Below are 22279 nucleotides of genomic sequence, written 5' to 3' on the forward strand. Positions count from 1 at the left end.
TAATGCGTTACTTTATTATCATGACCCATTTTGAAGATGGGTCAATCTTTTGATTATTATTAGGATTTCCAGCAGTATAATGTTTGCTCATCAAAGTGCTGGTGGCTTTATCAAATTTATTCTTACTGATGTGTTTTTTGAGGCAATTGCTTACAGTTTCAGTTGAAGTGCCTAAACAGAACGCTTGATTGAAATCATAATATTGCCGGAGCTCGCTTTTTTCAGCAGTAGAGCCCATAAAATTATAGGCTACATAGTTTTTTAATTGCCATGAAGACGCATCATTCGGTCTTGATAAATTTAACGTTTTAAAGGAAGAAGCATTGCCGTGATCGGTCCCAATAGAGGCTGAATAAATAATCGGTATCACATAGCCTTTATTTTCAATTTTAATCGCATGAATCTCATCGAAATGAGTATGAGCGGCGACCATGCCCAGTATGACTTCCGGATACGCTTTTATAATTTTTATGAAGGACTCCTTATATATTGATTCCCAATTCTGAAGTGGAACATGCATGGCTAAAAGCACACGATCATGCTTTTCTTTGCTGGTTTTAATTTCATGTTCCAACCATTGAAGTTCTTCTGTAGCGCCATCTCGAGAAGGAGAGAATTGTGGCCTTGATACAAATACCACACTGTTTAGAGAAATAAGCTTGAGATGATCACTTAAATAAGCAGAGTAATAACCGTAGTTTTTGTTTTCATTGAGGATGCAAGACCTACCATAAAAAGGACATTTTATACCTGTGGAGAGAAACCCATCATTGTTACCTGTTACCCAGTTTAATAGGTCGAAAGCGGATTGATTTTTATACGTAAAAGGGCCGTAATTTCTTTGCAAAGAATCATTATTACCAAAGACATAGAAATAAGGAAATGGATTTATTTTTTCAAACAATTGTTCAAAAACTAAATTAATATTAGCTCGAGTTGTCTTACGTTTGTATGCATTATGTGCAGGCAAGTCTCCAAGCAATAAAACTGCCTGATTTGCTTCTTGATGCGAGTCGAGTTGTTCACCAATTTTCGCGATTAAAACTTTAAAACTTTGTGGATCTAATTCTTCAGAAATATTGGGTTTTGGATTTATATGAGTTATTTGATGTTTTGTAATATCTACATGAGGGTCTGAAATTAAAAGTACATCCATCTGATTTTGATTGTTATCATTTGCAGCAATCGAATAAAAATTAGCCATATAAAGTAACGTTGTAGTACAAACAACTGTAAATTTTTTCAAACTCATCATCTATTCTCTTTTTAATTAGACTCTAGTAACTCTGCTGCACGATCTATTTGAAACAAGCGTCACATTCTACGATGATTTCGATAATGGTTTTTTAAAGAAATTTAAAAATATACGCAAATTTTACAAATTGGACATTCTTGACACTCATGGTCCTCTCCTAGTTTATAACTTTCTCATTCCGATTAAAAATAGGTTTAAGTCCATATCACCACCTGATAAAGCAAAAAAACGGAAATTAAATGTTCCTTTATTTAAGGATTTTGGTAACGTCTCTAATAAGTTTTGAAGTGCGCTATGATAAAATCTAACAAGAGCCGAGTTCGCTTTGGTAGGATCTGCTGATGAGGATAGATTGCATATAAATGGTAAAAACCAAAATTATATTTTGTAAGAATTGGCTGTAGTTGCTGTTGTTGTAGTGCTATTCTGACATTGAGATCTGTAAATTTCCCTATCCCATATCCATTAATACATGCACTAAGAGCACTCTCGATATCGTTACAATTAAATTTTGGTTCAAACGTAAAGCATCTATTTTGATTATTATCTTTATAATTCCATGTTTCTTGATTTGCATGGTCTGAACTCATGCAACTGACTATTCGATGATTTAATAACTCATCCACAAACTCAGGCTTCCCCTGTTTGAGTAAATATTCAGCGCTGGCATACAAACAAATTTTTTCTTTAGTAATTAACCTCATTTGTAAGCTACTGTCTTTTAATGTCGTTTCATCATCCATATAACCGGCACCACGAATCACTAAATCAATGTGCTCCTTGACGAGATCAATTTTTTGATTATTCAACACTAAGTCAATTTTGATATCTTTAAAATCATCTAAAAATTTGATTAACAGAGGGGTTAAATAATGCCTCCCAAAATAAAAAGGAGCGCTGACTCGTATTAACCCCTTCGGCTTTTTTGCCGAAGACTGGATTAACGTAAGCGCTGAGTCTAACTCCTGTTGAATTCGGTGAGCATGTTCCCAAAACAAATGTCCTTCTGATGTTAAGTGCAACTGTCGTGTAGTTCGCTTGAGAAGTGTGACACCAAGCTTCGCTTCTAAGTGCGCAATACGACGACTCACTAAGCCAGCTGATAACCCTAAATGTCTTGCTGCATGACTAAATCCACCTTGTTGCACTACAGCCACAAATAGTGCTGTATCGTCTAACATCCCCATCGATTATATGCAAATAGTAAAATATGTTGTTCATTTTAAGTCATTGTTTGGCTATAGAAAACTACTTACTCTATCCAATGACACAATGTATTAATTTATATTTTAAAGAAAGCATTTAGGAACGAAAAATTTGAGCAATCCCAATTACCTTCTGAGAGCGATCATGCATAGCAATAGTTTCATTAACCTACCCTTAATTGATGTTTCAAAAACAATAGACCAACAATCAGGATCTGAAGAATACAGTAACATGGATAAGGCATGTAAAACCTATGGCGCTTTTTTTCTTAGTGGGATTGAGTCAAGAACACAGTTTAATTTACAGGGTCTATTTTCTGAAGCAGCACATTTCTTTAACTTAGATTTGTCTGTAAAAAAACGTTATATTGCCTCTGCTGATAATCGTTATTTAGGCTATAGAGGAATAGGCAGTGAATTTAGTGAATTGGCTCATCGCCAATATGAACCCTGTGAACAATACAAAGTGGGCTATTTAAATGATTTAAAAAATAATACGTCAACATTTGGAGTTGAAGCAATTCAGGCGCATGGTTCAATCTTTAAAAAACACGTGCAAGCTGGTTTTCATTCTTTGGATCATATTGGCGCATATCTTTTATCAATAATCGCTAATAACTTAAATTTAGGTGAACATTATTTTGCTGACTATTGCAATCACCCCAATCATCAATTGGGGCTTAATTGCTACCCTAGCGAACATCATCTATCAAATCATAATAATCCTGACCAATATGGTATGAGTGCCCACAAAGATTTATGCCTAATAACCATTATCGCCCAAGATAAACCCGGGTTAATGCTAAAAGATATTGATGGTGAATGGAAAATTGTTCCTTATATTCCCAACACATTAATTATCATGCTTGGTGAGTTTATGGAGGTTTGGACTGATGGTTATTATCTAGCACCGCTTCATCAAGTTTTGAAATCAACTACTGAGAGAAGATTATCTGTTATTTATAAACTACGGCCAAATTATGACGCCAAAATTCCAGTAATTGCAGGGATTAATCCGCACTCCAATAACAGGTGTAGAACCGTCATTCATACGGGAAAAGCGTATGATAATAAATTAAAAAATATTATGTACATCGATAAGGGGATGTAGATTTTGCAACCTAAAATTTTCTTATTAAAAGAATCTCGCCATAATGAAAAGCGAGTAGCTTTAATCCCCAGTGATGTGGCGCAATTAATCCATTTGGGAGTCAGGGTTTACGTTGAAGATTCTGCAGGGGTATGGGCTGGTTATAGTAATGAAGATTACCTATCGGCGGGTGCTAGCATCCGTCAAATTAACTATAATCAGGTTGATAGTTATCAACACGCATTTAGTGACATCGATATTATTGTGCGCGTGAAACGACCTGATCGGGCACGAGAAAAAATCGAAAACAGTGTAATAAAGCCCCATACGAAAATGGTAGGTTTATTAGATATTCTTGAACGAGATTCTGAACATATTTCAGAATATCAACGGGCTAAAATTGACTATTATTCATTGGATCAATTTCTTTTTCCAGCTCATACACCAATGGATTCTTTAAAAGAAATGAGTCGAATAGCCGGTAAACTAGCCCTGGAACATGCGATTGAAATCTTTAACGCACCGGTCAGACACGTTTCAATTATTGGTAGTGGTGAAGCAGGTACCACCGCCTACCAAGAATGCATGAAGCGTAACTTACCACACACTGTAATAACGAGCGATCGATACAAATCGAAGCTTCTTAGCTTGCAAGGCATCCATAATGTGGTTGTCGAACGTCATTTATCATTAAAAAAAAGGCAAGATAGAATTTATCAAGTGATTAAAGATACTGATATTGTTATAGCCGCTGCATCGACCGCATGGATTGCTGCACCAATGTTAATTCCAGAGTCAACATTACTAAAATTAAAAAGCGGTACAACCCTTGTTGACTTAGCAGTATCTGACGGGAGTAATGTATTTGGCAGTCAACACGATGCAACGGTAACACTATCGAACAATGTAAAAATTATTAATGTAAGTGGTTATCCCAAAGAATTACCCGTTGAATCCAGTCGAGCCTGGAGTATTGCATGTTGTTATTTTCTGCACCTATTATTAACATCACATGATACCTTAATAAAACTAAAATACTGCTAGTGTTCCGTTATGCATACACCTCTCTACATACGCTCCACGGCCTTGCTCATGGAGGCTCAGTATTTAGCGCAGCTTTAAATAACCACAATACGATCTGAAAAACCGAATAGTGAAAAACATCGGAATTACTTCATGACACACTCAATAGTATTTAAAGCACGCTCTGCAACAGGTTAAAATCATCTTAAACTCCCTTATCTAGTGTCACAATAGAATTCATTGGCTTGTATTTCACGCGTTCACACAACACTATGAAAAAATCAGAGCATAAAGCGAATACACCAATGGTTAGAAAAAATACTTGCCCCCCAAAAGTTTGAAAAAGTACCCCTCCTAAAATAGGTCCTAAAGCTAAACCCAGTTCTAAATGTTAGTGCACCAAAGTAAGTTCCTTTTAAATGAGCTGGAGCCATATCATCTGCGCTAGATATTTAATGAAGCTTAGCATCGCTTTCAGGTTTATGATTTAGTGCCTTTAATCCAATACCTGAAAGAGGTGATGCAAAATGTGCATACCTCTTGCAACATCTGATTCGTTAACAACAGAGTTCCCTAATTTTATCTCGGTAAAATTAACTTAGAGATTAGGTTGCGATCAAAAAATAGTATTCTTTTGATGGAGATTTTGTAGCATCAAAAAATCTCATATGACATACAAATAAAACCAATTGTACAAATAACAAATATGATGATTAAATATTTTTGTTCACTTATAGGTCAAAAAATGAAACTCAAAAAAATTAGGGTAATAGATTATGAATATGGTTATGAAGAATTAATAAAGAAGATTTTATATAACTCAAAAGAACCCATTTTAATCAAAATAAAAAATTTCCCGGAAAAATTTTCTTTGGATTATTTTATTGAGCGGTTTAATGGGGAAGCAAAATACAATGTTTTTGAAAATAATATGTGCGTGGATCTGCAAAGCAGTGAATTAAAAACAGCCTTAACTGCGATAAAGGAGAATAAACCTTATCGAATTTTTTCCCAAATTTTTTCTAGAAATGAATCTGAGAAAATAGAACGTCACGTGCCACTTTGGAAAAAATTTCCTTTAAGACCAAGATTTTTTAATAAAAATTTAGCCGTAGCCTATTTTTTTGGTGGCAAAGGGGCTCATACGGATATGCATTATGATCGAGAGCATAGTTGTAATCTTCATTTATGTTTAAGTGGCAAAAAGGAAATTTTACTATTCACCGAAGATCAAAGTGATAATATTTATAAAGTCCCATTCATCAGTGATAGCATGATTCATTTTGGTCTCCCTATGGACTTAATAAGAAAGGAATTCCCAAGAATAAATCAAGCGGAAGGCTATCAAGTATTTCTTGAGAAAGGTGATATGTTATTTATGCCCAGAAATTGTTGGCATTATACGACTTATCATGACGCTTCTTCCGCAGCAACATATGCATTTTATCCTAATAAGTTTTTTCACCTTTATGGGTTTTTAACGGGACACTTTTTTTTGGGATATAAAGTCTATTCGCAAATTGATCAGTATTCATGGTTCAAGAAATTTATTAAAAGTTATGCCTTTGCAACAGGCATTAAGAAGTATTTTTTTAAGATGATAGAAAAAATCTTATTTCTCGGTTTATTTCTTCCCATTAGCATTTGCAACATCATGGGTAAGAGAATATCGTTGTACCCAAGGGTTGCTGCCAAAAAGAGAAAAACAAAATTATATTGTTATCCAAAAAACCAAGTTATGTCGCAAGAATATGGCGTGGAGGATAAAGCAGTGTAATTTTTCTGGAGCTCATGTTAAAAAGGAAGAAAATTTAATTGTTTAAGTGGTGAGCTTGTTGTTAGAAAAAATGAAAATGGATTGATGATGGATTTTCCGGGATATCTAAATAGGTAGAAATTTTTATGACTGCATCTAAAGCAAAATCCGCAAAAAAAGTTGGATGACCGTAAAAAACGACGCATAAAGAAGAATACTGTTTATATTCAAATATAATTTTTTCAGTAATGGCATTATATGAGTCTTGTCTATTTGAATATTTAAAATAAAGTGTCTCTAAAGACTCACTATTTAATTGCATATTAAAAATATAATCGTAATCGTCTGTCAAAGTCATATAGATTCGTAAGTTGGCTGAATTTTGTTCCTGACTTGAAATTATGCTCAACATTATCAATTTGAAAGGGTCGCATGTATGGAGTTAATGGAGTTAATCTGAAAAAACTAATAGCTTCTAAAAAGCATAATGAGCGTAGCTCATCAATGATAATAAGACCTCGATTTTTTAGTAGCTCAATTTGTTCTTTAGGAGTAATTGCTGGTTTGGTGAATACTGCCATAACTGGCCTTATTTTTGATAAAAAAACCCGCTCGATTTGAGCATACTGATCTAGATCAATAGAGGCTTGGCGGGTGTGTTAGACTGATTGTAGCTAAATATGGGGATTCATACAAAATAAATTTTTATTAAGTTTATTGAACAAGAAAAGCTAATATATTGAATTTAAGTCATTTTAATTAGCCAGTTTCTAATCTTCAACTAGAATAAAATAAAAAGGTTAATTGAAATGAGGCAAAATAGCCACGAGAACCAAATTAGCACTTTTACATCTACCAGACCATTTTTAAAATGAGCTGGTGGAAAATATTTAATAATAGATAAAATTCTAAATAAATTACCAACTGGTTCTCGCTTAATTGAACCATTTGGTGGTTCTGGCGCAGTATTTTTAAACTTCAGCAAGAAATTAAACAAACAAAATGGGAGGTGAGCCTTTTCGGAGGAGTAAGCTAAATATTTTTATATATTTCATTTTGATTGTTGCAATTTCTGATTAATAGGAACAGCTAAAGCTACCAACAAGATCAATTGAATTCATAAACTCTTGTAAATAGGTGGGGAGAGAGTCCATATTATCCATCATGATCTTTTTCTTATAAAGGTTCGCCTTAAAGGCAGACTCCAAATAATGCTGGATTACCATTTGCTCTTCTTTACTGTTGACAGAAAGAACTTGACGAATAAAACTCGGATTTGACCACTTGCTGGTCTCAACCCAAAATAAATTTTGTCTCTCATAAGTATTCGAGAAAAGTAATTCATCCAAAATATAGTGCATCGACAGGGTATCGAGTTTAAATAAAATATTATTTATATGGGGATGCGCCAATATTTTCATTAGAAAATCGATGCGCTTGTTATCCGGAATCTGGAAATAAGGGCTGGGTTTATTGCTATAAAATAAAATAGAAGGGGTTGCATCTTGGTAGCAAGGTGTGGTGAATAAAAAGGTAAATATCTGTCGTAAAACATCAGGATTCGTTTCATGTATGATGCACTTCATCAACGAATTAATTTCATCCGATGAAAAATTAGAAACGTAACAAATAAGATTATCCATGATCGACTGAACCAAGCTCATTTTCTCTTTTGCAGTGCATTGACTTTCTCCAATCAATACCAAGAAGATGGGAATATTGTTCATATCAAGCATGGGCTTTTTAACCCGTTCAATTTCATTTTTTTTGAGATCTATTAACGCATTTTTTTCGCTGTAGAACTTTATGGAGGATGTATCATAGTTCCATTCAATAGTGCTTATATGACTCATCGCTTCCGCACATAACATATTGAGGAGCAATGGGTACGATAAAGATAGGGTGATTTCTGGATGTATCCGTTTTAATTTAGAAAACAGGTGAATAATACTCTCTGTTTTCACATCGATAATTTGGTCTATATGCTCTATGAAGTACATGATCATGCTATTTTTTTCATGGGTGCTCGCATCTTCGAGATAGAAATTAAGATGATCGAAAAGAGACATGCTTCCCACAATTGCTTTTTTCCCTTCTCCTTGCTCACTAACATAATAGTTAAAATTTAAGGCTAGATTATCAATAAACTTTTTAAATAGTTCATAGGTTGATAGGGTCAGCATTGAACGAATGTAAGCCGTACTATTGAGGGACAAATTTTTCTCTTTAAGGAGGTACTCGCGCAAAACTTCCGTTTCTTTTCTCAGCATGTCTTGATGTATGCAGTAAAAATCAGCAAGCTCTTTCGGGGATTTAAATTGATCGTCGACAAGTTCAAACCAGCGCTGCAGTGTCGTCAGTGCCCCCTTTTTTGCAACATCGATTAAGGACTCATAAAAATGCTTTTTCCATGACATAGCCTGATAAAAAGGAATTTTTGTAAACGATAAAGCCTCTGAAATACTTTGATCACCCGTTAATAGATTAACGGATTCTGAGATCTCCAGAAATGCTTCCATGGACTGTTGCTGTAAAGGAAAAGGGTTAAACAATCGAATAATTTTATCAGATCCGTTTTGTTGGTTTTCAAACTCTTCTTTGCTTATTTCTGAATGTGTTCCTTCACCTGGATGATAAATCAGATATAGTGGAGCACCGGATGCTGGAGGGAAATAAGCAATGAGTACTTGATTAAAACCTCGCAGGTTCTCGACAAAATGGCTCTCGCTTAATGCCCTCATGGTACTTTCTTGACTGCAATGAGTAGCATCCTTCGTCTGCAATGGCATAATAATATCAATTTCCTTTTGATAGGGGCTATTATGCGCCGCAAACGCAATGAAGCGTGCGGGAGTTGCTCCGGTACAGGAATCCGCTATTTTATTAAAATAACCAAAATACAGTCCTTGGCCCTGTCTTAAGTCTTTAGGTAATTTTGAGGAATCCTCAGGATGGATAAGATCCCATAAATTCTTGCGAGAAGGAGCGTGCTCGTTAAGATAAATTCCGATACTTTTTTCGCTAACACCAGTAGAAAGGAAAACTGATCCTACAACAGTACTAAAAAAAGTGCTTCTGTATTGGTGTTGGTAGTCTAAATCGATATCGTATTCACCAAAAGCAAGAACACGCTTCTTGGTCTTTCCAATCAGCAAGGCTGAAGAATAATCAAAAAAATGAGGCGTAGGATAGAGAATGATGAGATCAGCATCAATAATCTCAGGTATCAACGTAGACTCATCAAATTCATTGAGCAATTGATACGGCATATTGCTTTGAAATAATTTTTTAACGGGTTCTGCATATTGAGATTTAACCTGGACAACTACTTTAATGTCAATGAGCTCACTTTGCTTAGAGAACTCATTTAGAATACATTGCTGTAATTTAGCTGCTGAACTGGGATCACCTAAGGTACCTTGAGGAGCATGGGTGACAATGACAATTTTTTTCATGCTATTCTCCAGAAAAGTGTTTCGGATTGAAAAACACTTTGAAACAACAGGATAATTCCCAACGGATAAACCACCTTAAATTGTAAGGTTTTATTATGTACTTATTTTTACATGGTTGTCCAATTAATATTTTTTGTGAATCTTTACAACTCAATTAAGTGCCGTATTGACGTTTTGGGCAACATATTCTACAGAACTGATGTCTCAATACCTTAATATTCTCAAAAATCATACATCTAATATCAATGGAAATATCCAATCTCAAAACAATATGAAGAATCAACTGCATTCAGTGAAAAGGGAAAAAAATGAACATTTGAAAGAAAACTCTCAAAATAATTTTATTCAAGCTTAATAACTCCCAAAAACCTAAGGCTATCTCTTGATAAAAAGCATTTTAAAATAGTTTATTCTTTTCATGCTATTAGAGATTCTTTTCTAACCATCAGTACAAACTCAAGTTTTCTTCATTTATACCGATATATTATCCACAATGCTTCATATGGAGTCTGCCATGGATAAAACTGCACAATTTAATATTGGGGATTTAGTGATTCATAAACACAGTCGTTATAGAGCGATCATAGTGGATATTGATCCGCTTTTTCAGGCTTCAGGACGCTACAATCCACAGGCAAAAAAACGTGAATTTGCTATTCGAAACCCCTGGTATCGTTTATTAGTTGATGACAGTAGTCAAATTACGTATGTTGAAGAATGCATGCTCATTGCTGACACCAGCAAACTGCCAATCAACAATCCAAACATTAGATTTTATTTAAAAGAAAAAGAAGGCCATTATTGCAGTGCTAATTCCTCACATTAAATCACCCGGTTTTTGATGAAACATGGGCGAAAGGAATTCTACTTAAGCATGCTATGTATTTCTTAGAATCAAAACCAGTAATGCAATAAAACCAATCAAAATAAGTGCTAAGAACCCCATTGTCGAAAAACTCTTGTTCAAATTCTCTTTACTAAATTGGCCAGGATTACCTTTGATGGTACGGTACAAAATGAAAATAATCATTCCTGCACCAATTAAAGCTAAAATTTGATATAAAGTTTCCATAAAACCCTTTCCTTATTTGATGTGCCTAAAAATTTACTCTTTACGGCTTTTTAATTTCAAAACTAAATGCATCTGAAAATAAATGAGTAGGTGAAATACCCTTATCCACTAATACATCTCTTGTACTGTAAACCATATCAAAAGGACCACTAATCACGATTTGCCATTGATTCAAATCATGCGTATGTCTTTCCAACACCAATGAAGCTAAAGGTTTACTATTATCTTCAGAAACTGAAGAAAAATAATTAAATCGACTGACGTGAGTTTTCCAGCTATTCACCTTTTCGTCCAGATATAAATCACTTTGCAAGCGCGCGCCCCAAAATAGCTCAAAAGGTCGCGTGTCTGAAGTCGATAATAACTGCTCGATCATCGCTTTTACTGGTGCAAATCCAGTACCCCCCGCAATAAATAATATGGGAAGTTGGGCGTCTAAATGTTCAATGGAACATACGCCAAAAGGCAAGCGGATATTCACAAACCCATACTCTTTAATATGGGCAAATAATCGTTGCGTGTATGGGTTTTCTATACTATGCCGAATATGAAGTTCATATTTATGAGATCCTAAAGGTGCATTAGCGATAGAATAGCTAAATGCATCTTCATCAAAAACAATTTGTAAGTATTGTCCTGCTTGATAATCAATGTATTGTTCGGGCATTAAAATCAAGCGCATGATGCTATCGGTCAATGGTGAAATGTCTTCTACCAGAGCTTTGATGATTTTTTTCGTCATTTATCTAACCCCAATAAAGGCCAATAGTCATTGACTTTTTTAAGAATTTCTTCGTCCATAACAATGGGGACGCCCCATTCTCTTTGTGTTTCTCCAGGCCATTTACTGGTAGCATCCATACCCATTTTTGAGCCTAAACCAGACACTGGTGAAGCAAAATCAAGATAATCGATTGGTGTGTTTTCGACCATTACTGTATCTCGGCTCGGATCCATTCGTGTGGTCATTGCCCAGATTACATCCTGCCAATTGCGTGCATCAATATCATCATCACATACAATAACAAATTTGGTATACATAAATTGTCTCAAAAAAGACCATACCGCCATCATAATTCGCTTTGCATGGCCAGGGTATTGTTTCTTGATCGTGACTACTGCCAAACGATAAGAACATCCCTCCGGAGGCAAATAAAAATCCACAATTTCAGGAAATTGCTTTTGCAATAAAGGAATAAAGACTTCATTTAAAGCAACACCTAAAATAGCAGGCTCATCGGGAGGTCTTCCTGTATACGTACTGTGGTAAATGGGATTATCTCTATGAGTAATACGCTCTACAGTAAACACTGGGAAAGACTGTACTTCATTATAATAGCCCGTATGATCACCATAAGGCCCTTCAGGTGCCTCGACTCCAGGATCTAAATACCCCTCTAGAATAATCTCTGCGCTTGCTGGTACATGTAATTCATTACCAATACATCGCGTTAATCGAGTCCGTTGACCTCGTAATAATCCTGCAAACGCATATTCCGATAAGGTGTCGGGTACGGGTGTTACTGCCGCCAGGATCGTTGCGGGATCCGCGCCTAAAGTCACTGCAACGGGAAATCGCTCTCCGGGATACGCTTGCTGCCAAGCTTGATAGTCTAATGCGCCCCCTCGGTGCGATAACCAACGCATAATTAATTGATTTTTATTTAACAATTGTTGGCGATAAATTCCCATGTTTTCACGTGTTTGATAAGGCCCTTTAGTAGTCACAAGCCCCCAGGTTATTAATGGCGCTACATCTTTTGGCCAACAGGTTTGAATAGGCAAAGAAGTAAGATCAACCTCCTCTTTTTCCCAAACGTGAGTTTGACATTCCGCACCATTTATATATTTTGGTGCCATATTAAGTGCTTGCTTTAACAAGGGCAGTTTATTAAAAGCATCCTTAAATCCTTTAGGAGGTTCAGGTTCCTTTAAAGCAGCCAATAACTTACCTACTTCTCTTAATGCCTCAATATTGTCTTCACCCATACCCATTGCTACTCGCTCAACGGTACCAAACAAATTAGTTAATACAGGCATCTGATAGTTTGGCGTATTAGTAAAAAGCAATGCGGGGCCAGCGGAACGTAGCACCCTATCGCTAACAACAGTCATTTCAAGATAAGATGATACTGGATGGGTGATCCGCTTTAACAATCCTCGAGATTCAAGTTGGGCAATAAAATCTCTTAGATCAGAGTACTTCATGAATAAATCCCCTAGAGTAGTATCACTGCCAATAAAATTCTAAATAAAATCAACTTGATATAAAAAATGACGTTTATTTTTTATATCAAACTCACATTAAATGAGATCCTGGATTTTCTACCTGAATCTTCTTACACATCCCTAAAAAACCCAGTCTAACTCTACTCTTTGAAATTCCGCGGCTTGTGCGCAGAATCCAAGAGCACTGTGCTAAAGAACTGGACTCCGCGGACATTCCATAGGGGTGTAGTCAACGATGTGATTAAGAAACTCTTAGGTATCCTCGAGGTCCAGTGAATGTGTTACTCTTGGCGTTTCATTGCATCGAAGAATTCTGCGTTGGTTTTATGGTTTTTCATACGCTCAAGTAAGAATTCAATTGCATCACACTCATCCATAGATTGAAGAATTTTACGCAATATCCATGTACGTTGCAGATCTTCTGGACTCAATAATAGATCTTCACGACGAGTTCCTGAGCGATTAATGTTAATTGCTGGGAAAACGCGACGTTCAGCGATATTACGGCTCAAGTGGATTTCCATATTACCGGTTCCTTTGAACTCTTCATAAATCACTTCATCCATTTTCGAACCCGTGTCAACCAATGCCGTAGCAATAATAGTTAAGCTACCGCCTTCTTCTATATTACGTGCAGCACCATATAAACGCTTAGGTCTTTGCAGCGCATTAGCATCAACACCTCCAGTAAGAACTTTACCTGAAGAAGGAATCACCGTATTGTAAGCACGTGCTAGACGAGTAATCGAATCCAGTAAAATGACCACATCACGTTTGTGCTCAACCAGACGCTTCGCTTTTTCAATAACCATTTCCGCAACTTGCACATGGCGGTTAGCAGGTTCATCGAAAGTACTGGCAACCACTTCACCTTTCACGGAACGTTGCATTTCAGTCACTTCTTCTGGACGCTCATCAATCAGTAAAACGATGAGATAACATTCAGGATAATTTTTCTCTATAGAACGAGCAATGTTTTGTAACATCAAAGTCTTACCCGCTTTTGGTGGAGAAACAATTAAGCCACGCTGGCCTCGACCAAAAGGAGCACATAGATCAACAACTCGTGCGGTCAAATCTTCAGTGCTACCATTTCCTTGCTCCATCACCAATCGCTCTGTAGCAAATAATGGCGTAAGGTTTTCAAATAAAATTTTTCGTTTGGCACTATCAGGTGAATCATAGTTGATTTCATCAACCTTTAATAAGGCAAAATAACGTTCATTATCTTTGGGAGGACGAATTTTACCTGAAATAGTATCGCCAGAACGTAGACCAAAACGTCTGATTTGACTGGGTGATACATAAATGTCATCAGGGCCCGCCAAATAAGAACCATCGGCAGAACGCAAAAAACCAAAACCATCAGTCAATACTTCTAAAACACCATCACCATGTATGTCTTCACCCTTTAAAGCGTGGGCCTTAAGAATGGCAAATATAATTTCTTGTTTGCGCATACGGGAAGGATTTTCGACACCAATCTCTTGTGCGATGTTAAAGAGATCGGCAATAGGCAATTGCTTAAGTTCACTAAGATTCATACTTCTCACTTGATTGGTTGTTTAAACGAATTGAATATCCGGGAAAATGTTTAATAAGAATAGCAGCTAAGGATTCAATGCTGCCTATGTGATATAGTGTTAGTATATCACATATTGCAAACAGGCTATCACAGCTTTACTAAAAGATACAACATTTTTATATAGAAAAATAAAAAATTAAACGTGGCTCTCAACAAAAGCACTTAATTGGGATTTTGAAAGCAAGCCCATCTTAACTGCTTCAACTTGACCATTTTTAAATAAAATCAATGTAGGAATACTCATCACACCATATTTTGCAGGAGTTTGTGGATGTTCATCTATATTAATTTTGGCAAACGTTACTTGCTCACTATGAGTAGCAGCTACTTCTTCCAATATAGGAGTTAATGCACGACACGGACCACACCATTCAGCCCAAAAATCAACTAATACAGGTTTATTGGACTGCAGAACATCTTGTTCAAAGCTTGCATCCGTTATCGTTTTAATAAGATCGCTCATGTGTAAACCTCTGTTGGTTAAAATTCGTTAACTTACCTATTATAGATCACCACCCACTGCTTGCAACACACTTAATGCAGTAATTGCCGCAGTTTCCGTACGTAAAATTCTTGGACCCAAAGAGAGTGGCTGAAACCCATACTTACCTGCATAGTGAACCTCCTGCTCACTTAATCCACCTTCCGGTCCAATAAGCAAAGCAATAACTGATGTCCCAATGGCGTAATCACGCCAAGTTTTAGTTCCTCCTGGATGCAAAATTAATCTTAATCCAGCTTGAACTTCTTCCATATAGCGGCTTAGAGCAATAGGTAAATGGACTGTAGGGACTTGATTACGCCCCGATTGTTCACAAGCAGCAATTACAATAGCCTGCCATTGATGAAGTTTTTTGGTCATTCGCTCTTTATCTAATTTGACCACGCAGCGTTCTGTAATAATGGGAGTGATGCTGGCCACACCTAATTCGACTGCTTTTTGCATCACCCATTCCATACGCTCCCCTTTGGAAATGGCTTGCGCCAAATGAATCGCTAAAGGTGATTCACGAGTTGTGTCTTTTATCGAGCCTAAAACGACAATAACCTGTTTTTTTTTCACAGCCTCTATGGTTGCATCAAATTCGCGATTATCACCACAAAATAAAGTAAGGTGCTCACCAACTTGCATACGCAAAACTACTCCAACATGTTGACTGGCTTCTGGAGACAATTCTAATAACTGGCCAGTGTCGTAGTTGCCTGGCTGATAAATACGTACTGCTCTCATGGTTTTTTTGTTCTCTTTCGTTGCCAAAGTGAAGCAGGATCAAAGTTAACAGAAGCCCCTGTACTCAGGCACGTATAATTAGAATTCGTACTAAAACAGCACTATAACAAAAATTAGGATCTGTTTACAATTCGGGTCAAGAAAGTAGAATTGTGAACAGACCCTACTTATTTTTGCCCCATATGATAGAATTTTTTATTTCATCAAACGGGCTAAGGAAATTAACAATCATGAGTAAAACACGTATTGAATCCGACAGTATGGGCGAAATTACTGTTCCTGCTGATAAATATTGGGGGGCACAAACTGAGCGCTCGTTACATCACTTTAACATAGGCAAAGACATTATGCCTCGTGAAATTACTCACGCTTTTGGGATTCTAAAAAAAGCGGCTGCACTCACTAATCTTGATTTAGGTAAATTACCACAAGAAAAAGCGGATCTCATTGTTCAAGCTGCGGAGGAAGTCAGTAAAGGAATGTTGGATGCACATTTTCCTTTACATGTATGGCAAACAGGCAGTGGTACTCAATCAAATATGAATGCAAATGAAGTCATTTCAAATCGCGCCATAGAATTAGCAGGTGGAATCATGGGCAGTAAATCGCCCATTCATCCGAATGATCATGTAAACATGTCTCAATCTTCAAATGATACGTTCCCAACAGCCATGCATATTGCTGCCGCCATTGCGTTTCATGAACGATTAATCCCTGCAGTAAAAAATTTACGTGATGCCTTGGCAGTTAAAATGAACGCATTTAAAGATATAGTTAAAATTGGTCGTACTCATTTACAAGATGCAGTACCTCTAACTTTAGGCCAAGAATTTTCAGGTTATGTTGCTCAACTTGACGCTTGTATAAAAAGGCTTGAGGATGTGTTACCTGAATTATATGAATTGGCAGCAGGAGGAACTGCAGTAGGGACTGGCTTAAATACTCATCCTCAATTTGCCACCAAAGTAGCAGAACATATTGCTCAAATCACCAAACTTCCGTTCACCAGTGCTCCTAATAAATTTGCCGCTCTTGCATCCCATGAGGCTTTAGTTTTTGCTCACAGTGCAATGAAAACTCTTGCTTGCGCCCTAATGAAAATTGCCAATGATATTCGCTGGTTAGCCTCAGGACCTCGATGTGGTATAGGCGAGCTTACAATACCCGAAAATGAACCTGGATCGTCCATCATGCCTGGGAAAGTAAATCCCACTCAATGTGAAGCCATGACTATGGTTTGCACTCAAGTTTTAGGTAATGATGCCACTGTAGGTATCGCCGATAGCCAAGGTAATTTTGAATTGAATGTATTTAAACCTGTGATTATCTTGAATGTACTTCATTCTCTTAACTTATTGACTGATACTTGTCGTTCTTTTCAAGAGTTTTGCGCTGAAGGAATTGAAGCTAATCACCAAATAATTGATTACTATTTACATCATTCGTTAATGTTAGTCACTGCGTTGAATCAGCATATTGGTTACGATAAAGCAGCTAAAATTGCTAAAACGGCACACCAGGATAATTCTTCTTTGCAAGAAGCAGCAATCAAGCTCGGCTTTCTAACTGCAGAACAATTTGCTGAATTTGTAAAACCAGAAGAAATGACATCACCTCATTAATTCTACCGAAAATCCTAGGAAGTAAAGACTCCTCACGAATATTTGCCTTTCTGCCTATAAGCAGAAAGGCTATGAAGTACTGAATATTATTGAATTACAGGAAGTTGGGGTGCTGCTTTACGAGTAGGCCCAGGGGTCGCTTGTTGCGTGGGATCTTTTGAAGCATAAGTTTTTTGCTGCGCTTTTGCTTTCTGGACCGCTTGCTTCTCCGTTTTATTCATAGGTTCATAAGATTGAGGATATGTTTGCTCTGAGCGTTGCATATCCATACATGCACATAGCCCCAAAGATAAAGCGATTCCAAAACACCATTTTAATGATTTAAAATTTGGCATAGTGAGCTCCCTGCTTTTTTATTGTTTTAGTGAGTAGAAGATAAATATAGATTAAAAAAATTAAAATCACCACTTATACTGTAAGAAATTTTTTTTTTCGATTAAAAGCCCTATAATTAAAATCCCTATTCTTCAATCAAGGACTCAATATGATTTATTCGAACATACTTGCGACCATTGGGCATACTCCCGTTGTAAAAATTAATCGCCTCGGTCGTGATCTAGAGTGTGAGCTCTATGCCAAATGTGAATTTTTTAACCCAGGAGGCTCCGTAAAAGATCGTATTGGGTATGAGATGGTTGTTCATGCTGAACGAGATGGACTCATTAAACCAGGCGATACACTTATAGAGCCCACTTCTGGGAATACAGGAATAGGTATTGCATTGGCAGGAGCCGTACTTGGCTATAAAGTCATTATCACCATGCCAGAAAAAATGAGCCAAGAAAAGCAATCGGTGCTCGAACGCTTAGGAGCAACAATTTATCGTACCCCGACTGAAGCTGCTTATAATGATCCCGAAAGCCACATTTCCTTAGCGAAAAGACTACAGGCAGAAATCCCTAATTCATATATCCTTGATCAATATGCTAACCCTAATAACCCTAACGCTCATTATCGAGGTACAGCCCAAGAAATTATTGATGATTTCGGTAAAGACTTACACATGATTGTTGCAGGCGTAGGTACTGGCGGCACTATTACTGGTATCGCAAAACGTCTTAAAGAATATAACCCTTCTATTAAAATCATTGGTGTTGATCCGGAAGGCTCCATTCTTGGTGGTGGAACTGAAGTCAAGTCTTATCAGGTAGAAGGCATAGGTTATGATTTCTTCCCTGAAGTTTTGAATAATCATTTAATCGATAAGTATATTAAAATTAATGACGTCCATTCATTTCAAACAGCAAGAGATTTAATTCGAGAAGAAGGCCTATTAGTAGGAGGCTCTTCTGGTGCTGCGATGTGGGCTGCACTACAAGCCGCAAAATCCTTAAGTAAGGGACAAAAATGCCTGGTCATTTTACCGGACTCAATTCGTAATTATATGTCTAAATTTGCCAATGATGAGTGGATGAAAACACAAGGATTTCTCTGATCCTAATTTAACGCTCTAAAGAAACAGTTCGATATAAAAAATAATGTAACTTTGTATCTCTAAAATTGGTTTGCCGCGGGGTTCAGAACTCCGCGGTACTTGAATTCAAGTGGATTACCTTAATGCGGCTACAGATTGATTTTCTATTTGAGCAAACAGGATATCAGGTTCGATCTGCTTTGTACTAATCCAACCAGCTATCGCGTTAGCTAATAATTCTTTTGTATGTTGCTCTTGTTCAACTGGTATATTGGCAATTACTGGTGCTCTCAACCGATCTAATGTGGATGATAATGAAGTACTGGATGATTGAACCGGTAAAAAAGTAATATAGAGACTGATTAATTGCTCACAAGTTAACTCATCAGCAAAAACCATGGATAAAATAGTTTTTCGCCATTGCTCGTAGGATTGCAATAACTCTTTATTATCTTGTGCAATCAGTTTAAACACATCCTCCAGCGTTCCTTCTTGTTCGCTTATGTCTTCAACAGGCTTAGGTACATTAACTGCTAATTGGCCAACATAAGCAAAATCTTCTTTATGTTTTACAGCAGGAAAATACTTATCGTCTTGAACTTGAATCAGCAAATCAAGCTTAGCAGACCCAGACTCTTCTTCGCCAACGTATATCTCTCTTTTTCTCAGTTCCTTTCCGGGCTCTTTAAAAGATAAGGTAATCGTAATTCCAAGAGCCTGAGCTAGAGCATTGAAAGCACTCGCAGGGAGTTTAGTCTTAGGATCACGTAAATAATTTTTTACAGTCTCTGCACTAAATCCATCAAATACTTCACGATATTTTAAAGGATGAGCACATAGTTCATCGATAGTGATCTGGCGTAACACATAAGCCATACACTCAACAATCTCTGACTTGCGAGCATTATTAAGTAATATTCCCATCCGCTCTGGCAGCGTTAAAAATGGTTGGCTCGTTATATATCTAGGAAAATAATGATAAAAACGCTCTAATATCTTTTTCAAAATTGCGTCATTACCACGCTGGGGGCTATATAAAGCATCAATCAAAGCCACTGCTCCAGCATGGAACTGTTCGTTGCCTACATTAATAAAACCATTTTCTCCGCGCGGCTTATGTCCCTGTGCTTTATTACTAAAAAAACCACCCGAACGTCTCATAATGCTCTCTCCAACCCCCATATATCTCCATTCTAATGAATCAAAATTAAGGAAATATTAACTAATATACATCATGAAATATAATTTTACACTCAACTTTATTTCTAAAATAAAATTATAATAATAAAATAGCACTTAATACTATAATTTTATACTGCGTACAATAATTTTACTTATTCACAAAGAAATCCTGATATAGGCTCATCTACTAAGTTTTAGATAAGGTGCAAGTAAATGAGGCGGAAGAGTGTAGTGGTGATATAGCAAGTCAGTTACCGCTTTATTGAAAAAATGGGATTAAACGAGAAGCTTAAATTTATAAGGACATACCTTGAGCCAGTTGACACTTTATTTCTGCCTACTTTTTGTGTTCCTAGTACCTCTATTTTATTTTCATCATAAAAAGCGACACTTTCAAATCAAACATTGGCAAGAGTCGTTAAATCTACAAGAGCATGCACAAATTTTCCATCAACTTTATCAAACATCCAATGGTTTTATCTTATCGCAAAATGCGCGACGAAGACACGACGCAATGGAGTATTCTTATGGTGAAATTGAATTTTTCTCATTTATCGCACTGTTATCGCTAGTAGATCTAAATGAAAACACCGTCTTTTATGATTTAGGATCTGGAACAGGAAAAGCAGTACTTGCTTGCAGTATGGTATTCTCGGTACATAAAAGTATTGGTATCGAATTATTTCCCGAATTGTATTTACACTCCTGCAAGCAAGTAGAACAATTAGCGGCATTGACACAATATGAAGAACAAGCAAAGAGAATTAAGTTTATTTTAGGTGATTTTCTCAAAGCAAACTTAAATGATGCAACGATTATTTTCATTAACTCTACTGCCTTTTTTGGTCCAACCTGGGAAAAACTATGTTCTAAAATCGATCGTTTGCCACACCTCAACACAATAATTACAATCAGTAAACCCCTATCTTGTACTCATTTTAGACTGCTGAGACACACGAAAGTAGAAATGAGCTGGGGAGTCGTTTCTGCTTATATTCATACTCGAAAAACATATTTAACTAACTGTCTTGAAAATATTGAATAAATTTTTTACCCGTCTATACTTATAAGTATGGAACAATTGTCAGCGCCGAATCGTTACTGGTGGCAGACTTTGAAACATGCGACAACAAGGGGTGGGTATGATTAAATCGGAACTCATTGAACACATCGCTGCTCGAATGACGCATCTTACTGAAAAACAAGTAGCTGATGGCATAAATAGAATACTTGAATTAATGAGTGAAGCACTCATTAAAAATCAGAGAATAGAAATTCGAGGCTTTGGTAGTTTTTCTCTTCATTATCGTCCACCACGCAATGCTCACAATCCCAAAACCGGGGAAAAAGTAGTGACTACAGCCAAATATAGTCCTCACTTCAAACCAGGAAAAGAATTACGTGAGCGCGTTGATGCTTCACGCGATAAGTATGAGCTGCCCGAAGAGTAACAGGCCAACTTGATGATCTACTGGCCCTCCTGTGCGTCACCGCTCAAGGGGGCTCTTTATTCATACACAAACAAATCATTTAACTTTAATCAAGCTCTAGGTAAAGTCACTCCCGTTTGCCCCTGATATTTCCCATTGCGATCACGGTATGAAACAGCGCAAACCTCTGTAGCCTCTAAAAACAACATCTGTGCCACACCTTCATTTGCATAAATTTTTGCAGGTAGCGTTGTAGTATTTGAAAACTCTAAAGTTACATGCCCTTCCCATTCGGGCTCCAAAGGAGTCACATTAACAATAATTCCACAACGTGCATAAGTAGACTTACCAAGACAAATAGTGAGAACATTACGTGGGATACGAAAATACTCTACTGTTCTTGCCAAAGCAAATGAATTGGGTGGGATAATACATACATCGGAATGTACATCAACAAAGCTGTTTTCATCAAACGCTTTGGGATCGACAATAGCGGAATTGATATTAGTAAAAATCTTAAATTCATTTGCACAACGAACGTCATAGCCATAGCTCGATACACCATAAGAAATAATTCGTCCATTTTCATTTTCACGCATTTGTCTTGGCTGAAATGGAGCTATCATTCCATGTTCCAGCGCCATTTTTTCTATCCATTTATCTGATTTAATTGACACAATAGTACCTCATCACTCATCAAAAGAATGAGTTCTATCATAAATGTTACACA

Annotated in this window: 22 protein-coding genes and 1 pseudogene; 9 read left to right on the top strand and 14 right to left on the bottom strand. The window is 36.8% G+C overall.

Annotated features, from left to right (window positions below; all coding sequences use genetic code 11):
- Positions 1-7 precede the first annotated feature (7 nt).
- The gene (locus Lgra_RS05735) at positions 8-1255 is read right to left on the bottom strand and encodes a metallophosphoesterase (RefSeq protein WP_058498313.1); all 1248 of its coding nucleotides are present in this window, start codon (positions 1253-1255) and stop codon (positions 8-10) included.
- Positions 1256-1527: 272 nt separating this feature from the next.
- Positions 1528-2436 carry a LysR family transcriptional regulator gene (locus Lgra_RS05740; RefSeq protein WP_238584372.1) on the bottom strand — a complete coding sequence of 303 codons (909 nt, stop codon included), beginning with the start codon at positions 2434-2436 and terminating at the stop codon, positions 1528-1530.
- Between the two features lie 169 nt (positions 2437-2605).
- On the opposite strand from Lgra_RS05740, the gene Lgra_RS05745 reads away from it, so the two are divergent.
- The 3 genes from Lgra_RS05745 to Lgra_RS05755 all read left to right on the top strand — a co-directional run bounded on the left by Lgra_RS05745 (position 2606) and on the right by Lgra_RS05755 (position 6350).
- Positions 2606-3571, top strand: coding sequence for a 2OG-Fe(II) oxygenase family protein (locus Lgra_RS05745; RefSeq protein WP_058498315.1), 966 nt, complete (start codon positions 2606-2608; stop codon positions 3569-3571).
- A gap of 3 nt (positions 3572-3574) precedes the next feature.
- Positions 3575-4594, top strand: coding sequence for a Rossmann-fold NAD(P)-binding domain-containing protein (locus Lgra_RS05750; protein WP_058498316.1), 1020 nt, complete (start codon positions 3575-3577; stop codon positions 4592-4594).
- A gap of 724 nt (positions 4595-5318) precedes the next feature.
- Positions 5319-6350, top strand: coding sequence for a cupin-like domain-containing protein (locus Lgra_RS05755; RefSeq protein ID WP_058498708.1), 1032 nt, complete (start codon positions 5319-5321; stop codon positions 6348-6350).
- A gap of 61 nt (positions 6351-6411) precedes the next feature.
- Here Lgra_RS05755 and Lgra_RS17935 read toward each other — a convergent pair whose 3' ends face one another.
- Positions 6412-6687 (bottom strand): SAM-dependent methyltransferase, encoded by a 276-nt coding sequence (locus Lgra_RS17935; protein WP_058498317.1) that lies wholly within the window; start codon positions 6685-6687, stop codon positions 6412-6414.
- Complete coding sequence (locus Lgra_RS05765) at positions 6653-6910, bottom strand: Abi family protein (protein WP_058498318.1); 258 nt, start codon at positions 6908-6910, stop codon at positions 6653-6655. Before Lgra_RS05765 ends, Lgra_RS17935 begins: the two co-directional genes overlap by 35 nt.
- Positions 6911-7216: 306 nt before the next feature.
- Here Lgra_RS05765 and Lgra_RS18615 point away from each other — a divergent pair.
- Positions 7217-7342, top strand: a pseudogene (locus tag Lgra_RS18615) (DNA adenine methylase); the annotation flags it as partial.
- 63 nt (positions 7343-7405) lie between these two features.
- Here the strand turns inward: Lgra_RS18615 and Lgra_RS05770 are convergent.
- Positions 7406-9784 carry a hypothetical protein gene (locus Lgra_RS05770; RefSeq protein WP_058498319.1) on the bottom strand — a complete coding sequence of 793 codons (2379 nt, stop codon included), beginning with the start codon at positions 9782-9784 and terminating at the stop codon, positions 7406-7408.
- 514 nt (positions 9785-10298) lie between these two features.
- On the opposite strand from Lgra_RS05770, the gene hspQ reads away from it, so the two are divergent.
- Positions 10299-10610 (top strand): heat shock protein HspQ, encoded by a 312-nt coding sequence (gene hspQ, locus Lgra_RS05775; protein ID WP_058498320.1) that lies wholly within the window; start codon positions 10299-10301, stop codon positions 10608-10610.
- Between the two features lie 51 nt (positions 10611-10661).
- Here hspQ and Lgra_RS05780 read toward each other — a convergent pair whose 3' ends face one another.
- The 6 genes from Lgra_RS05780 to Lgra_RS05805 form a co-directional block, all read right to left on the bottom strand.
- On the bottom strand, positions 10662-10856 hold the full coding sequence (locus tag Lgra_RS05780) for a hypothetical protein (RefSeq protein ID WP_058498321.1): 195 nt from the start codon (positions 10854-10856) through the stop codon (positions 10662-10664).
- A gap of 40 nt (positions 10857-10896) precedes the next feature.
- On the bottom strand, positions 10897-11598 hold the full coding sequence (locus Lgra_RS05785) for an NAD(P)H-flavin reductase (protein WP_058498322.1): 702 nt from the start codon (positions 11596-11598) through the stop codon (positions 10897-10899).
- The gene (ubiD, locus tag Lgra_RS05790; protein WP_058498323.1) at positions 11595-13064 is read right to left on the bottom strand and encodes a 4-hydroxy-3-polyprenylbenzoate decarboxylase; all 1470 of its coding nucleotides are present in this window, start codon (positions 13062-13064) and stop codon (positions 11595-11597) included. The genes Lgra_RS05785 and ubiD overlap by 4 nt, the downstream gene beginning before the upstream one ends.
- Before the next feature lie 302 nt (positions 13065-13366).
- Positions 13367-14629: a transcription termination factor Rho gene (gene rho, locus Lgra_RS05795; RefSeq protein ID WP_027272008.1), complete on the bottom strand. Its 1263-nt coding sequence runs from the start codon at positions 14627-14629 to the stop codon at positions 13367-13369.
- 177 nt (positions 14630-14806) lie between these two features.
- Positions 14807-15133 carry a thioredoxin gene (trxA, locus tag Lgra_RS05800; protein ID WP_058498324.1) on the bottom strand — a complete coding sequence of 109 codons (327 nt, stop codon included), beginning with the start codon at positions 15131-15133 and terminating at the stop codon, positions 14807-14809.
- Between the two features lie 39 nt (positions 15134-15172).
- Positions 15173-15901 carry a 16S rRNA (uracil(1498)-N(3))-methyltransferase gene (locus tag Lgra_RS05805; RefSeq protein ID WP_058498325.1) on the bottom strand — a complete coding sequence of 243 codons (729 nt, stop codon included), beginning with the start codon at positions 15899-15901 and terminating at the stop codon, positions 15173-15175.
- Between the two features lie 230 nt (positions 15902-16131).
- On the opposite strand from Lgra_RS05805, the gene fumC reads away from it, so the two are divergent.
- Entirely contained in the window at positions 16132-17523 is a 1392-nt protein-coding gene (gene fumC / locus Lgra_RS05810; RefSeq protein ID WP_058498326.1) for a class II fumarate hydratase, read from the top strand.
- Between the two features lie 86 nt (positions 17524-17609).
- On the opposite strand, the gene Lgra_RS05815 is transcribed toward fumC, so the two are convergent.
- Positions 17610-17858: a hypothetical protein gene (locus tag Lgra_RS05815; protein WP_058498327.1), complete on the bottom strand. Its 249-nt coding sequence runs from the start codon at positions 17856-17858 to the stop codon at positions 17610-17612.
- Positions 17859-18007: 149 nt separating this feature from the next.
- Between Lgra_RS05815 and Lgra_RS05820 the strand changes: the two genes are divergently transcribed.
- Entirely contained in the window at positions 18008-18958 is a 951-nt protein-coding gene (locus Lgra_RS05820) for a pyridoxal-phosphate dependent enzyme (RefSeq protein ID WP_058498328.1), read from the top strand.
- Between the two features lie 114 nt (positions 18959-19072).
- Here Lgra_RS05820 and Lgra_RS05825 read toward each other — a convergent pair whose 3' ends face one another.
- Complete coding sequence (locus tag Lgra_RS05825; RefSeq protein WP_058498709.1) at positions 19073-20098, bottom strand: hypothetical protein; 1026 nt, start codon at positions 20096-20098, stop codon at positions 19073-19075.
- A 331-nt stretch (positions 20099-20429) separates the two neighbouring features.
- Between Lgra_RS05825 and Lgra_RS05830 the strand changes: the two genes are divergently transcribed.
- Together Lgra_RS05830 and Lgra_RS05835 are read left to right on the top strand one after the other, a co-directional pair.
- Positions 20430-21164 (top strand): class I SAM-dependent methyltransferase, encoded by a 735-nt coding sequence (locus Lgra_RS05830; protein ID WP_058498329.1) that lies wholly within the window; start codon positions 20430-20432, stop codon positions 21162-21164.
- A 97-nt stretch (positions 21165-21261) separates the two neighbouring features.
- Positions 21262-21570 (top strand): integration host factor subunit beta, encoded by a 309-nt coding sequence (locus Lgra_RS05835; protein ID WP_058498330.1) that lies wholly within the window; start codon positions 21262-21264, stop codon positions 21568-21570.
- 89 nt (positions 21571-21659) lie between these two features.
- On the opposite strand, the gene dcd is transcribed toward Lgra_RS05835, so the two are convergent.
- Positions 21660-22226 (bottom strand): dCTP deaminase, encoded by a 567-nt coding sequence (gene dcd / locus Lgra_RS05840; protein WP_058498331.1) that lies wholly within the window; start codon positions 22224-22226, stop codon positions 21660-21662.
- Positions 22227-22279: the final 53 nt, after the last annotated feature.

This window comes from Legionella gratiana, assembly GCF_001467695.1.
Classification (GTDB): domain Bacteria; phylum Pseudomonadota; class Gammaproteobacteria; order Legionellales; family Legionellaceae; genus Legionella; species Legionella gratiana.

Coding starts and splice junctions, on each gene's coding strand:
- Lgra_RS05785 (WP_058498322.1), bottom strand. CDS start 11,598: ATGACGAAAAAAATCATCAAAGCTCTGGTAGAAGACATTTCACCATTG.
- Lgra_RS05835 (WP_058498330.1), top strand. CDS start 21,262: ATGATTAAATCGGAACTCATTGAACACATCGCTGCTCGAATGACGCAT.
- trxA (WP_058498324.1), bottom strand. CDS start 15,133: ATGAGCGATCTTATTAAAACGATAACGGATGCAAGCTTTGAACAAGAT.
- hspQ (WP_058498320.1), top strand. CDS start 10,299: ATGGATAAAACTGCACAATTTAATATTGGGGATTTAGTGATTCATAAA.
- Lgra_RS05765 (WP_058498318.1), bottom strand. CDS start 6,910: ATGGCAGTATTCACCAAACCAGCAATTACTCCTAAAGAACAAATTGAG.
- Lgra_RS05780 (WP_058498321.1), bottom strand. CDS start 10,856: ATGGAAACTTTATATCAAATTTTAGCTTTAATTGGTGCAGGAATGATT.
- Lgra_RS05820 (WP_058498328.1), top strand. CDS start 18,008: ATGATTTATTCGAACATACTTGCGACCATTGGGCATACTCCCGTTGTA.
- Lgra_RS05740 (WP_238584372.1), bottom strand. CDS start 2,436: ATGTTAGACGATACAGCACTATTTGTGGCTGTAGTGCAACAAGGTGGA.
- Lgra_RS05770 (WP_058498319.1), bottom strand. CDS start 9,784: ATGAAAAAAATTGTCATTGTCACCCATGCTCCTCAAGGTACCTTAGGT.
- Lgra_RS05805 (WP_058498325.1), bottom strand. CDS start 15,901: ATGAGAGCAGTACGTATTTATCAGCCAGGCAACTACGACACTGGCCAG.
- Lgra_RS05815 (WP_058498327.1), bottom strand. CDS start 17,858: ATGCCAAATTTTAAATCATTAAAATGGTGTTTTGGAATCGCTTTATCT.
- Lgra_RS17935 (WP_058498317.1), bottom strand. CDS start 6,687: ATGACTTTGACAGACGATTACGATTATATTTTTAATATGCAATTAAAT.
- fumC (WP_058498326.1), top strand. CDS start 16,132: ATGAGTAAAACACGTATTGAATCCGACAGTATGGGCGAAATTACTGTT.
- Lgra_RS05755 (WP_058498708.1), top strand. CDS start 5,319: ATGAAACTCAAAAAAATTAGGGTAATAGATTATGAATATGGTTATGAA.
- Lgra_RS05735 (WP_058498313.1), bottom strand. CDS start 1,255: ATGATGAGTTTGAAAAAATTTACAGTTGTTTGTACTACAACGTTACTT.
- Lgra_RS05825 (WP_058498709.1), bottom strand. CDS start 20,098: ATGAGACGTTCGGGTGGTTTTTTTAGTAATAAAGCACAGGGACATAAG.
- ubiD (WP_058498323.1), bottom strand. CDS start 13,064: ATGAAGTACTCTGATCTAAGAGATTTTATTGCCCAACTTGAATCTCGA.
- rho (WP_027272008.1), bottom strand. CDS start 14,629: ATGAATCTTAGTGAACTTAAGCAATTGCCTATTGCCGATCTCTTTAAC.
- Lgra_RS05745 (WP_058498315.1), top strand. CDS start 2,606: ATGCATAGCAATAGTTTCATTAACCTACCCTTAATTGATGTTTCAAAA.